Here is a 15,736-nt window from a genome sequence, read left to right on the forward strand (position 1 = left end):
GGGGGTAATTATCCAACATTAAGGGGAGTATAGTACAAAATGCCTATTTACATACGTTTTTTACGATATTCTGTAGGGGTAAGCTCGTATTTCTTCTTAAATAATTCTCTAAAATATTTAACATCATTATACCCTAACATAAATGTTATTTCGTTAAAAGAATAACTACTATTGCATAATAATTCGGCTGCTTTTGCTAACTTAATAGAAGTTATTAATTCATTAATTGACATTCCTGTTAGCTGAGACGTTTTCTTATAAAGAGAACTTTTAGACATGTTCATTTTAGAAGTAAGTACTGAAATATCTAATTTATTTTCAATAAAATTCTCTTCAATTACTTGCATTAAATTCTTTAAAAAAATTGTACCAGAAGATTCTATTTTTTCCTCTTGAGGTTTTAAATTAATTTCTCTTTGAAACCAATCCTTAGTTTGTTTAATAATAGTTAATTGATTTTTGATTTTTAACAGTAAACTCTCCGTCTTGAATGGTTTTGTGATATAATCATTAACCCCACTATCTAAAACTTCAATTTCTTTTTTCCCAGATGCAGTAATAATAATGGTTGGAATGTGCGATGTTCTAATATCTTCTTTAATTTTTTTACAAAGTTCTATTCCATTTAACTCTGGCATCATTAAATCTGTTAAAACAATATCTGGCATTTTATTTAAAACTATTTCCAATGCTCTTTTTCCATTATTTGCAACAAAAAGCTTGTATTTTGATGCTAGTTCGTAGGTTAAATATTTTCTAAGCTCATCATCATCTTCTGCAATTAATATACTGTATTCAAACTCTTGTTTTTCAGTATTTTCTTCCATAGAATTTTCAATTTTTTCCTCTTCGCTCGGAAAGTTTAAAAGTACTGTAGTTCCTTTTTTATATTCACTTTCTATTTTAACGGTTCCTTCATGTGCTTCTATGTATTCTTTTACAATAGACAAACCTATTCCTTGCCCTTTAGTATCTGAATTTGATTGAAAAAATCTAGAAAATATATCCTTTAATTTTTCTTTACTTATCCCTTTACCAGTATCTTTTACACTTACTCTTACTAGTTGATTTTCCTCATCATGCATTACTTTTAATATAATTTCACCACCTTTAGGTGTGTTTTTAAAAGCATTGGATACTATATTATAAAAAACACGTTCTATTTTTTCTTTATCTATATATAATGGCAAAGTGGAACTATCTGAATAAAAAATTAAGTTTATATTTTTTTCTTCAGCTTGGTATTTAAAATTATCTAAAAGTGATTTAAAAAAACTAATACTTTCAATTTTTTGAATATTTAAGGTTAATTCTCCTGTATGTATGGTACTAAAATTAAGAACTTGGTTTATTAATTTAACCAATCTATTAGCATTATTGGATGCCGTTTCTAACAAAAATTGCTTCTCCTCTTCTGGTAAAGTAGTTTTTAAAATTTTTTCTAATGGCTCTTTCACCATTGTTAAAGGTGTTTTTAAATCATGAGAAACATTTGTAAAAAATTTAATTTTTTCTAAATCTGTTTCTCTTAGTTTCTTTTCTAAACTTAACTCCAGATTTAATGTCTTTTTCCTAGTTTGTTTAATAATAGAAAATCGTGTAAATAAAATTAATGCCCCTATACCAATTACCGTCCAAAAAGCAATAAACCACCAGGTTAACCAAAAAGGAGGGTAAATAGTGAATTTTATGGATTGTATTTCTGAGTTCCACTTACCATCTTCATTGGTACATTGCAACCAAATTTTATAATCTCCTTGAGATAAATTATTTAGAGTAAACAAATTATCTTTAGCAAATTTAATATTCCATTTGCTGCCTTCTTCATGAATTTTATAACGATATTTTATAGCACTAGGAGAAATATAATTTGGAACAGAAACTTGAAAAGTTAAATTATTTTGGTAATGATTTAGAGAATTAAGTTCATTTACCGTATTACCAGAAATACCATTAATTTGAACATCTTTAATAAAAACAGTATACTCGTTTTTACTTGGAGAAAACTTTTCTGGATCAAAAGCAATTATTCCTTTATTTACCCCAAAAAGCATTTTTTTCTCTTTAGTATAATAGGCTATTTTATCTGAAAACCGATTAGAAAAATACCCAAAACCTTTATAATAATTTGTAAACTTTTCTTTAATGTGATTAAATTTATTTAATCCATTGTGTGTACCTATCCATAAAACACTATCATTTTCGGAAACCAAACTAGACACATAATTATTGGACAAACCATCATGTGTTGTATAGTTATTACTAACAATATATTCTCTCTTCTCTTTATTAAACTTTAATTTACTTAACCCTAATGCTGTTGCTGCCCATAAGTTGTCTTTAGTTTTGTAAATCATTTGCACAGAGTTACTTCCTAAGTTTTTAGACTGATTTATATTTTTAACATCTACAACCTCATGATTATTATCTAATAAAACCTGAAAAATTCCTTTATTAATAGCATTAGTAACAATAGCATTATTAGCTTCATCATATATCACAAAACCAACATTACTCCAACGAGCAACTCTTTCTATCTTTGGTGTATTGGTAGAATAATCTATTCTAGATAACCCACCATAATACCCAATCCAACAAACATTCTCCTTACTTTTAACAACAGAAAACACATCTCCAATTGTAATATCTAATTGAAATTGTTTTAACGTATAATCTTTTAATGAATTGTTATATTTAAATTCATATAGGCCTTTATTTGCTCCTATTAAAAAAAGAGAATCTGTTACACTAGTAATACAAAAAATATTTTTTTCTTTTAAATATGTTTTGGTTTCTCCAGTTTCAAAATTCTTTCTAATTAAACCAGAATCTGATGTTCCTAATAACACCGCTCCAGTAAAATCTTGAGAAATAGTATTTTTATTTTTAGAATTAAATAATTCTTGAAAATTAGAATCGTGTGCTAAATTTCCTCTAAAGTTTATTTTTATTAAATCATTTGAGGTTACCATCCATAAATTACCTTGCTTATCTACAAAGGATTCTGCATTACGTATAAATTTTCTTGAGACTGGTAGTTTAATTACTTCTTTTTCTGAAGAACTTAATTCTATATAACTTAACTTAAGATGGCTGGTTACCCAAATTCTATCTCTTTTTTCATCATACTCTAACCAACGAACTCCTCCTTCTATGGTAAACGGAACTTCCCATTCATTAGTTTCATTATTATATTTATATAATTTATCTCTACCATCTCCTATCCAAACATTATTTTCTGGGTCTACACATATGCTAGTTGCCTTTACTGGCATATCTACAGTTTTTAGGAGTTTCTCTGCTTTAGAATCAAAAAAAACCATGTACTCACCCGTCACAAACCAAATAAAATTAGATCTACTATATCCCAACCTAGAGCCGCCATTTTTATTAGTTATTGGTATTGGTGTAATATTATTAATGTCCAGATTTTTAACAGAAAAATAAAAAGGGGCTCCTCTACCAACAAATAACTTAGAATTATTTATGGTCATACTATTAACAAAAGAAGCTGTATTATCCCCTTTAAAAGTAATGTTATGGAGCTTTTTACTCGCTATAATATAACAATGCAAAGTATTGTCTTTGGTTACTAGCCAAATTCTACCATAATCATCAAACTCTATTTTTTTTATACCTCGGAGTGGGAAATCTGGATTGTTATTTAAAAAAGCATGTTGCTCATACTTATAACCGTCAAATTTAAATAACCCGTCTTCAGATGTAAACCATATAAATCCTTGTTTATCTTGTCTTACTCTAGATACTGTTGTAGTAGGTAAATCTGTTGTTTCAAAAAGAGAGGTGTAATTATATTGTGCAGAGCCAGTAATAGGATACAACAAAAACAAAAGTGCGAATTTGAAAAAAAATACGAAAAGTCTTTTTTTTTGCATTTTTTTAAAATTCACACTTTTACTCATATAATCCAATAATCAATATTGATGTAGAAATATACAACTTTCCCTTTTTCAAAAAAAAGAAAGTTAACATGCTTAAAACCTTTTAAACACTACTACTCTAAAATTAAATATGCTAAAGCTTATTGGTCTAAAGGAGAATTTGGTGGTAACGGCACTTCATTTTCACCACGCCAAGCTAAAAGTTCATCTAACATATTCTTTGTAACCTCTTCCTCTTGTCCTGCTAAATTACTAGCTTCCTTTGGATCCTTAACCAGATTATAAAGTTCTACTTTACCCGTTGCTAAAAACTGAATTAACTTGTAATCTCCTTTTCTAATTACAGAACAAGTACCGTGTTTCCATTGGCTAGCTATATGCCAAAATAAAGGCCTTGCGTTTAAGTCCGAAGTATCTTCTTGAAATAAAGGTGCAATAGAATTTCCGTCTAAAGTTCCTTCATAATCATTAATTCCACTCACATCCAAATAGGTTGGAAAAAAATCTAAACAACTTACAGCGGTATTGGTTCTTCTGGCTCTTACTTTTCCAGGCCAGTTAACCAACATTGGCACTCGGATTCCTCCTTCATAAATATATCCTTTAGAACCTCTTAATAAATCGTTTTTACTTTGTCCGCCGTTATACCCATTATCCGATGTTACAATTATCATGGTATTTTCCCTTAAATTGTTTGTATCTAAATAAGAAACAATACGCTTAATATTATCATCTACAGACTCTACCATAGAGGCGTAACCAGCATAATGTTCTCTTCTTTTTTCATTAGTAGCTATACCTTGTCCTGTTATAGAATCTACAGGTTTATTAAGATATTTCTCTAGTAATTTTGCACTACGAGCTCTAACAGGAGCGTGTACTGCGTAATAATTAAGGTTAATAAAAAAGGGTTCTTCTTTATGTATATCTATAAATTCAATTGCTTCATCGGTCAACCTATCTGTTAACCAATTGTCTGTTGGTTTTTGCTCTATAAAAGGATTACTAAAAGGAGCCCAATAACCACCACTTACACTTTTATAACCACCAACCTCTAATGCAGGATCTCCTCTATAAGTTCCGGCCACATTTTTTATAAATCCACGACCTTCTGGATAATATTTTTGAACTTCTGGTGTTTTATGCACCGCTGCCCAATCATAAGTTCCAGGATCTGGTTGTGTTAATTTTTGTTTTAAAGGAAATTCCATTTTTAATTCCTCTTTAGGGTATGGCCCTACAATATGCCATTTACCAATATGTATGGCTTTATAACCGGCTTCGGCTAGTGGTTCTGCATAAATAGGGTGTTTTTTTTCTACTGTCCAACGAGAAAAAATATTTTCCTCTGCGCTTCCTTTTTCTAAAACAGGAACCGTATAAATTCCTGTTCTAAAAGATTGCTTTCCTGTAAAAATTGCAGTTCTAGAAGGCGAACAAGTTGGGTACATATAGGCATTATTAAACACCAAACTTTCTTTAGCTAAAGAATCTAAAGCAGGAGTCTCAAAATAAGTAGAACCATTAAAACCAACATCTGCATATCCCAAATCATCTACCAAAATAAATATAATATTTGGTTTTTTTTCTTGCGCAACTTTCACTTGTTTTGAAGTTGTTTTACAAGAAGTTAGTATCACTGCTCCTATAATAAAATATATAAATTGATTTTTGGAAATTAGATATTTCATACACTAAATCTTATTTCTTTTTAAATTGGTTATACTCTGGATTAATTTTGGCATCACGGAATCTTGGCCTGTCTTTCCATAAATCATACGTTGCTTTTAATTGCGTTGCATCTTCTTTATATTGCCCTTTATCATCTGTTCTCTCTATCCAACTTTCTAATTCATTTCTGTATTCTAAAAGAATAGTAGCATATTCTGAATCTTCTGCCAAATTATGCATCTGGTGCGGGTCTTCTTTTAAATTATAAAGTTCTTCTTTTGGTCGTAAACCAAACCAATGTTCTTCTTGGTAAGGAGTTAGCTTTCCTTCTACGTGTAACTTTTTAAAATCTTTTACAATTGGTTTATTATCTCTATATCCCGCTTGTAACATTGGTCTTTCTGGAAAATAGTTACGTATGTATCTAAAATCTTTAGAGACTACTGTTCGTATTCTATCAATTGTATAATCGCATCTATCTCTAGCTCCTACCATATATTTAGGAGCCTTATAGTTGTTTGCTAACAAATCTTGCCCATCTAAATATTTTGGTAATGGAACACCTCCCATAGCAAGGGTAGTTGCTGAAACATCTAAAAGAGAAACCAAATTACTACTTACTGTACCTTCTTGTATTGCAGGATGGTTTCCTTTAATCATTAAAGGAACTAGCATTCCGCCTTCATAACAAAATTGTTTATGGCGTAAAGAAGAATTGCTTCCATGATCGGAGAAGAAAAATATAATAGTATTCTCTAACTCTCCATCTGCCTTAAGTTGTTTTAAAATCTTTTCTACAGTAACATCAGAACCCCTGTTGGCATTATAATGCTCTGTCCAAGCTTGTCTTTGCGATGGAATGTCTGGAAAATAAGGTGGTAGAGGTACATCATTATCTGCCAACTTTTCACCATCACGAACATATTTAGCATCTTTTTTTCCTCCCATTATTTGTACTTGTCCAAACCATGGTTGGTCTTTATTTTTTCTAGAGCTCCAAACACCATTAGTAACGGACATATAATTAGCTGCTTTATTTCCCTGCCAACCATTCATTCCGGGTGTATAATTTTTTTCATTTCCTACTTCATACAAAGCCTCGCGATTATAATGAAAATTATAATCGTCTTTACCAGAATTAAAAACAAAATACCCCGCATCTTTCATTAGTTCTGGAATAGTTTTTATACCCTCAGGAAGGTGTATTCTAAGTTCTTCTGGTACAACAACCCCATCTGTGGTTCTACTAGACCTATGATTATGCGTGCCTGTGGTGGTCTGCATTACCCCCGTAATTAAGGCCGACCGACTTGCGGAACAAACTGGTGCTGTGGCGTAGGCTCTGGTGAATAAAATTCCATCCTTTGCCAATTTATCTATTATGGGTGTATGCCCTGTATTAATAGAATCGCCGTAACATCCCATAAAAGGAGATAAATCTTCTGCAATTATCCAAAGAATATTAGGCTTTTTGGCTTTAATTTTTTCTTTTGTTTTACATCCTAAAAGCATAATAAGGAAAACTACTACGCATAAAAACGACATCTTTTTTTTCATTCTATTTACTCTTTATTCTCTTATTTTTGTAATTCTATCAGTTTTTTAGCAAAAGCAGTTCCTAATCGTAATTGGCCAATAGTATTATAATGCACATTGTCTGTATGTTTTGGATAATCTGAATACGGAGCGTTCTCTTTTGTTTTTATTACTAAAACTTGCTTATCTGTAGTTTCAACTTCTAAAAAAGCTTCTCTAATTAAACTTGCTCCTCCGGGTTTACCATAATGAGAATTTATCTGACCAGCCACAAAAGGCATTTTTTTAGTTTCAAAAACACTTCTATACTTATGAATTAATTTTTTTAAATTTTCAGCATAACTATTTACAGCAACTTCTAGAATAGCATCGTTTTCTCCTTGCATCCAAGCCATTCCAAAAAACTGGTAGTTTTTATTTTTTTTGGTAAGTATCTCTAAATTTTCTTTTGTGCTTTTTATATGTACCTCACTTAAGTTCCAGCTTTGTTTTTTTTCTCCTTTTTCAATTAATTTAGAATTTTCTAGACTCCAATCTGGGTTCCATGCTCCATATAGAGCAGTACCTCCTTTAGCTTCTTTTATTAATAAAAATTCTTGATTAGGGTAAGCCTCTGCTAAGGTTAGCCCAATAAATAATTCTGGTCCAAACCTCTTTTTAAAATTATACTTTTCGCTAGGTTTATTATTATAATAACTTAATGGTTTTTGCAATGTATTAGATTGGCTAATCTTAACTCTATGTGCTACTTTGGATATTCTTTCTTTTACATCTTCACTTAGCTCCTCATAATTTCCTGCACCTGCCATATTAGATTGGCCTGCTAACAATACTACTTGCACGTCTGCTTTTGTATTAGGCACTTGTGCTTTTTTAACCTTACAACTTTGTAATATTAAAAATCCGAGTACTACTATAAAAGTAACTTTATTTATCATTATTAAAATTTTTGATTAAACCCTTTATTTCTTTTTACTTTTAATGTTTCTGCAGAAACTTCATCTACTTTAATAGCATTTTCATTAGTACCTTCATAAGTATTTTTACTTATCTCTATATTTTTACAGTTAATTAAATCGAACATATAAGCGTTAGGGTACTGCGGTTTTTCTGTGTTTGTTTGTTTAATTGTGTTTCCTCTAACAATTAAACCATCTAACCTATCTGCCCAGATAATTCTATTATCAAAAGTTTCAATACTATTATTTTCAAAAACAATGTTTCTATCATAAGGAATAGTAACATCAAAAGTTTTAGCCAATCTTGGAGACACTTTTAATATAGCATGCTCCATTCCTCCGTAAGCGCAATGCTTAAATCTATTGTTTCGGATTATTACATCTTCTACATTACCAGACTCGAACCAATAAAATGTTTCGCCTCGTAACATGATTGAAGACATCATAGAAGACAAATCGTTATCCTCAATTATGATTTTCTTTGGAGTTTTTATGATTATATTTCTTGCCCTATGGTCCCTAATAATATTGCTACGCATAGTAAAATTAGGGTTCCATGTTTTGTTTTCTAAAATATCATCCTTCTTTAGGTCCTTTGGGATTTCATGTACAAAAGTTAAATCTGAGTAATAATCGTTAATTACCTTAACCTTCTCTACTACATTTGTTTCTTTTCTCCTTGGGTCCGGATTTTTTATAAACCAAATTTCATCCTTTACACCAGCGAACTCAAAACCCATTTGCTGGTCATGCCCTAATTTTACACGTACCGTTTTAGAGTCTATAATTTTATCTACCAATACATAGGTGCCATGTACATTAGTACCATCATCATACATTCCTTCAAAACGACATTTTTCTATTAAAATATCTCCTTTACAATTTGCAAAATGGGTAGCATCTGCAATAATAGAAATAACCCTGTCGGACCCTTCTCTAATATATATTCCGCTATTTAGAATCTTAATATTTTCTGACCTTTCACATAAAAAACCCATCCCTAAAGCATGATGAATTATAACGTTATCAAAAATTATATCTTTAGAATTACGCACTAAAAAAGCAGGAGCATAACGATTATTCTTTTTGTCTCCTTTAGATTGTAAAACAGAACCTACTCTTGGAAAATGTTTTAAATTTTTATCGTAAAAACGAAGATTACCATTAGAAAGTTTTTCTACATAATTTGGCTTTAATGATGCGTCCCAAGCACCATAATCTACTGCTTTTGTTTCTTTATTATGTGATAAAGAACTTCCTAAAGAAGTAAAATTAAAATGATTAATTCCAGGAAAGAGAATCTCTCCGTTAGATAATTTCCATGAAAAACCTTTAGTATAAGGCTTTAAATCATACCATCCTTCTTTCTTATTTGTTGCAATAACATCTCCTTGAAAACTAAAAGGAATATCCCAATCCAAGGTTAGGTTATGAATGTTTATGTTATTACAACCTTCAAAAACAAAAGGAGCAGTTTGCCCTCTAAAAATAAACTCAGAACCATTACCTTCTATTTCTACCGAATTAAAATCTTTTAAAGAAAAAATTATTTTTTTAAATCCGTTTCCATGATTGGTAACATATAAATACCTCCCAATGGCATAGTCCGTTAGAAAGGTATATTTTCCTTTTTCAAAAACTATTTTTACATCTTTTTCTTTAGCATTTTTTATTGCTTTGCGCACAACCATTGTCATATCTCCTTCGGCATGTTTAATCTCAATAATTTCAGTTGCAAAAACACTAATTGAACTACTAAGAATAAGAAATAAGGTTGCTATCGTTTTCATTTTCATACTTTGTTATCTATTATTATATTAAAGGTTTACCCCAGTTCCCTGAATAGAAGAATCATGATTCCACATTATCATCCATGGGTCTTTTGTTTTTGTTTGAAAACCTTTGAGTTTGGTTTTTAGAGATTCTAATTTTTCTTCAAAATCCTTATTTCCGACTAAATTGTTTCTTTCTTCTGGGTCTTTAGATAAATCATACAACTCAAACTCTGGTCTAAATAAATAATCCTGTACTTTTCTTGGTCCAAAATATTCTATCTTATTTCTGTAAATTCCTTGCCATGTAGAAGATGCCCACAAGTCTGACGCAAAAGGATATTCTAACCTCCAAGCAATATTCCATATTAACTTATAATCGCCACTACGAACAACACGCATTGGGTAATACATTGTAATTTCATGAAATGTATGAGACGCATAAATCTCATTCCAACCTTCTGGGTTTGTTTTGTTTATAATTGCATTAAAAGATTTTCCATGAAATTGTTCTTTTTCAAAACTTATATTTGCCATATCTAAAATAGTTGGAGTTAAATCTACCCAAGAGATCATTGCTTCGTTACTTATTCCTTTTGCAGTATTGGTTGGATTTTTTATAATACAAGGCAATTTTATACCTGGTTCACTAACTGTAGTTTTTGCTCCAGGAAAAGCCATACCGTTATCCGATATATATATTACTATTGTATTTTTATCTTTACCAGTATCTTTTAGCATCTTCATTAACTTACCAAAACCTTGATCTATTCTAGATACACTTTGGTAGTATTGAGCAATCTCTTCTCTACTCTCTTTTGTGTCTGGCAAAAAACTAGGAACTAAAACATCTTTAGGATTGTACTCTATAGTTTCTACCCCAACATACCCTTCTTTTTTATTGCCAAAACTATTTGGAGTATACCATTGCTCTGGCTCAAAAGGATGTCCTCTATGTGGGTCATCTGTACAGAAATACAAGAAAAATGGTTTTTCTGATGCTAAAACATCTTTACATTTATTTGCCATCTCTACAGTATTTCTAGGATCCGCTTCCAAAACTGTATTAAAGTGGTACACTTTTTCTGGAGCAACATGGTATTTTCCTATTCTAGCGGTTTCATAACCCGCCTTTTCCATTATTACTGGCAAAGAAGTCTCCGTGTCATAAGTACTAAAATGATGATAATCATGCACATGTCCATAAGAACCTGTTGCATGACCAAATTTACCTGAAAGAATAACAGATCTACTTGCAGCACAGCTAGCGCTAGTACAATAGGCATTATTAAAAAGTGTTCCTTCTGTAGCTAACTTATCTAGATTAGGAGTTTTTATTACAGTGTTCCCATAACAACCAAGAGCATCTGTTCCGTGGTCATCTGCAACAAATAAAATTACATTTGGTTTTAATGCTGTGTTTTCTTCAATTTTATTTGGCTTCGATGTATTTTCACAACTATAAAAAACTAGTATTAAAAGTGAAAAAATAAGGTGGTTTAAATTAAATATTTTCATTTAGTGTAGTTTGATATTTTATACCACCATAAAATACCAAATTTTTAATGTAAAAAGCGTGTTTAACAGTACAGTTTATGTATCTAACCGTACATATATAGCATATATATAGTTTAAAATACGTTCTTTTACAAAATAACTCTTCTATAAATAAAATAGACTAAGAATTTACGAGCTCCTTTTATAAAGCAATAGAGTATATCTTATTTTTAATTAATAGCAATAGAACTGGAATATTTCCCTGGAGAAACCCCGTATTTTTCCTTAAAAAGTTTACTAAAATGTGTTCTACTCTTAAAGCCCGTCATTACATAAACTTCATTAATCGAAACATTTTTATTCAATATTAATTCCCCAGCTTTTTTAAGTCTGTAGGCTTTTAATAATTCAAAAGGAGTTTGGTTTGTTAAAGATTTTACTTTCTGGAAAAAATGAGTTCTATTAAGATAAAGCTCTTTAGCAAAAGTATTAATATCTAAATTTTGATTATCTAAATTTTCTGCCATTAAGTTATATAGTTTTTCTAAAAAAGCATTGTCATTTCTATTATTCTTATTATTCTCTTTATTTAAGGGAATTCCTATTTGGTAACGCTCTCTTAATTGCTTTCTATTTTCTAATAACATTGCAATTTGTGTTATTAAAAATGGCACACTAAAAGGTTTTGTAATATAAGCATCTGCACCATCTCTTAATCCTTGTATATGACCTTCTATTTTTGTAAATGCTGTTAAAAGAATTACCGGAATATGACTGGTTTTCATATCCGACTTTATCTTATTACAAAGTTGCAATCCATTCATTTCTGGCATATGTACATCACTAAGAATAATATCTGGCCACTCATCTTCCATTGCATTTAAACATTCTTTTCCATTATTAAATGGTTTTACTTTAAAATAAGGAGTTAAAACATCGGTTACAAAAACACGCATATCTAAATTATCTTCTACAAAATAAACCACAACAGAAGAGTAATCTTCTTTTAAAATAACCTTTTCATGAGAATTGGTTTTTACTAGTTGATTATTAAATTCAAATTTTTTTTCTTCGGATAAAATTATTTCTACTTTTTCCTTTTGTTCTAATCCACCATCTTGTTTAACTACTGGAAGAACCAATTTCATGTCTGTTCCTTTATCTATTTCACTTTCTACAGATATATAACCATAATGCATTTCTACCAATCTCTTTGTAAAAGCTAAACCAATTCCAGATCCACCGAGGTTTATATTTTTTTGCCTTTTTGTTTGATAAAATCTTTCAAACACGTGTCCTAAATCTTCTTTATCAATACCTCTCCCGGTATCTTTTACACTTAGTATTAAATCTTTATCATCACTTTTAAAATCTATGGTTATAGAATCGTTTGGTTCTGTATATTTAAATGCGTTACTAAGTAGGTTATTTAAAACCTTTTCTAATTTGTTTTTATCTGCAGAAATAAATATTTCATTGCCCGGACTAATGATTGTGAACTTCTTTTTATCACTATCTGCCATGAACTTAAAATCTCCTGCTAATTTTTCTATAAACTCATTAAAATTAAATCTAGAATAATTCATTTTTAAAAGATTAGCTTCAGATTTTTGAAAATCATGAACTTGAGTTACCAACTGTCTAATCTTTCTAGATTGCCTTAAAACTAGCTGAAGTTTATCACTAACATCTTTATTCCCTTTATACCTTTCTAATAAAATATTTACAGGACTAGCTATTAATGTTAATGGTGTTTTTAATTCATGAGAAATATTAGAAAAAAAACGAAGTTTTGCTTTATTAATTTCTTTTACATTCTCTATTTCTAAGTGCTCAATTTCAACTTTATGATTTAGAGATTGTATTTTTAATAGAGTTAATACTACTATATATGAAACTAAAAGTATCCCTAGTAGATATAGTAAATACGCCCATAATGTTTTCCAAAATGGTGGCGCAATATTTATTTTAATATTCTTAGGAGTTGTCCAGTCATTTAAAGAATTAGATGCCATTACACTAAGCTCATACTCTCCTGGCTGAAGGCCATTAAAATATAACGATTTTTGATCCGATGTTGTTTCTATCCACTCCTTATTTGTAGGTAGTAATTTATATTTTAAGTGATGATTTTTAGGGTTTAAAAAATGTAGACTTGCTAATTCTATAGAAAAAACATTTTCATCATGATTTAAATTTATTTCCTCTTGTTCATTTAATCTTTTATTTAATAAAATCCTACCATTTATAGTATCTCCTGGAATTATTTTTTTATTAAAAACTTTTAAAGATTCTAATTGTAAAATTGGTAAGCTTTCTTTCTTAGGAAGCTCATCTTTATTAAAGTAACAAAAACCGTTTACTCCTGAAAAGAATAGAGAATTACTATTTACACTTGATGCTACATACCAAAAATCTTCAAAAGGTAAACCATCAGACATGCTAAAATTTCTAACCACACGATTAGTTACATCTAATTTATTGAGCCCTTTATTTGTTGCTATCCATAAGTTTTCATTATCTGCAACTAGTGCTTTTACCACATTATTAGACAAGCCATCTTTTTCTGTAAAAGGAATAAATTTTATATCCGTTGTTTCATTCTCTAACCTACATATGCCACCACCTTCTGTTCCCAACCATAATTCCTTATTTGGCAATCTTAAAATAGAAGTAACAAAATTACTAGAGATAGAATTTTCATCTCCTTTTACATTAATATACTGTTTTACATCTGCATTTTTAAGGGTTTTATCATTTTTAAAATGAACTCTATAAAGACCATCTGCATCTGTGCCAATCCACAAAAAATTTTCTACCGTATCTATAAATAATGTTCTAAAGAGAGAGGGTTTATTTTTAGTAAAAAAAGGATTCTCAAAAAGGGACTCAATTTTTAAGATATCTCTATTACTATCCAGATGTATTTTATAAATATTCTCTGTGTTTACAATCCAAATATTACCTTCTTCATCCTCTTTAATTAACCTTATGTTTCCAGATGTATTACTATCAATAAGACTACTTTTTAACTTAACTAGTTTACCATTTTCAACTCTAAATAAACCAGTGCCAGCAATTTTAATCCATATATTTTTTTTAGAATCTACATAAGCATGTGAAGTTTTTAATAAATAATTTTTAGGAATATAAAAAGGAGTTGGTTCAAATTCTTGTTTTTCTAAATTAAAGAGAACTATACCTCCCCTATTAGCAGTTAACAATACTTTATTATCCTCTAATTTTGCAATAGATGTAACGTTATTAGATAAAGGCCCAAAAGGGTAATTAAGCTTGGTGTGATATTTTTTAAAAGGTGTTTCTCTTAGATTAAATTTATAAATACCATTATTAAATGTACTAACCCAACAACCACTTTTAATATTAGATGCTATTGCGCTTGTTCTTATAACGTTATCCTTTTCTTTATAAGTAGCTATCTTATATGGCTTATTATTTAGAAACTTTTCTACATTAGTAATGTGAATAATTCCGTTAGTTAAGGTTCCTAACCACAAATTTCCTAAAGGGTCTAAAGATGAACTATTAAAGTTTTCGTTTTTAAATTTTCGCTTCTTAAATTTATAACTAACCTCTCCTTTTATATTTCTATCAAAAGTTAAATGAACTACACCTATGTTAGTGGTAACAATTAAATTACTACTACTTACTTTTACTATTGAATTACAATATTTTATTTTATTTTCTAAAACCTTAGTAAATACATTAGTTTTTATATTAAAGGAGTACAAGCCGTTGGAAGTTGTAAGTAAATAGGTTCTTTTATTTATTTTTAATCCATCATAAAAGTCTATCCTAATATTTTTATCTTCCTTAGGTATTTTATAATGCCCAGAAAATTTATAATCCTCTGTAAAAACTAATACGCCACTCCCTTCAGTTAAACAATAAACTAATTTTTCTTCTTTATTAACTAATATTTTCCTAATAATAGGTCCCTTAACTCCTTTGTTAATATTCCTATTAGAATAAATTGTAGTGAATTTTTCTTCCAAATAATTGTATACAGATATACCATTATCTGTACCAATCCAAATCTTTTTATTTACATCTTCTGTAATAGTTCTTACTCTATTACTAGCCAAAACTTCTTGACCTACAGAATTTTTATATACTTTAAAGGCATAACCATCAAATTTATTAAGCCCCTCATAAGTTCCAAACCATAAGTATCCCCTAGAATCTTCTAGAATAGAAGTTACACCATTGTGTTCTAAACCATCTGTAAGGGTGTAATTTTTATCAAACTTTAAACTTGTTTCTTCCTGAGGTGTTACATAATTAAAACTAAGTAGCACTAACCAAATAAAACAAAAAAAAGCTTTTTTTACCAAAAACATAAACGAACTATTTGCTTACAATTAATTGTAAAAATAGC

General features: G+C 29.7%; 7 protein-coding genes. All 7 read right to left on the reverse strand.

Annotated features, from left to right (window positions below):
- Positions 1–47 precede the first annotated feature (47 nt).
- Complete coding sequence (locus tag Q0820_RS13320; protein WP_298488167.1) at positions 48–3,896, reverse strand: hybrid sensor histidine kinase/response regulator transcription factor; 3,849 nt, start codon at positions 3,894–3,896, stop codon at positions 48–50.
- A 146-nt stretch (positions 3,897–4,042) separates the two neighbouring features.
- The gene (locus Q0820_RS13325) at positions 4,043–5,593 is read right to left on the reverse strand and encodes a sulfatase (protein WP_298488169.1); all 1,551 of its coding nucleotides are present in this window, start codon (positions 5,591–5,593) and stop codon (positions 4,043–4,045) included.
- A 10-nt stretch (positions 5,594–5,603) separates the two neighbouring features.
- On the reverse strand, positions 5,604–7,130 hold the full coding sequence (locus Q0820_RS13330) for a sulfatase (protein ID WP_298488171.1): 1,527 nt from the start codon (positions 7,128–7,130) through the stop codon (positions 5,604–5,606).
- A 20-nt stretch (positions 7,131–7,150) separates the two neighbouring features.
- Positions 7,151–8,047 (reverse strand): sialate O-acetylesterase, encoded by an 897-nt coding sequence (locus Q0820_RS13335; RefSeq protein ID WP_298488173.1) that lies wholly within the window; start codon positions 8,045–8,047, stop codon positions 7,151–7,153.
- Positions 8,048–8,049: 2 nt separating this feature from the next.
- Positions 8,050–9,858, reverse strand: coding sequence for a right-handed parallel beta-helix repeat-containing protein (locus Q0820_RS13340; protein ID WP_298488174.1), 1,809 nt, complete (start codon positions 9,856–9,858; stop codon positions 8,050–8,052).
- Positions 9,859–9,885: 27 nt separating this feature from the next.
- The gene (locus Q0820_RS13345; RefSeq protein WP_298488175.1) at positions 9,886–11,358 is read right to left on the reverse strand and encodes a sulfatase; all 1,473 of its coding nucleotides are present in this window, start codon (positions 11,356–11,358) and stop codon (positions 9,886–9,888) included.
- A gap of 209 nt (positions 11,359–11,567) precedes the next feature.
- A complete protein-coding gene (locus Q0820_RS13350) occupies positions 11,568–15,698 on the reverse strand; it encodes an ATP-binding protein (protein ID WP_298488176.1) in 4,131 nt (1,376 codons plus the stop codon).
- Positions 15,699–15,736 lie beyond the last annotated feature (38 nt).

The organism is uncultured Maribacter sp. (genome assembly GCF_947495965.1).
Lineage (GTDB): Bacteria > Bacteroidota > Bacteroidia > Flavobacteriales > Flavobacteriaceae > Maribacter_B.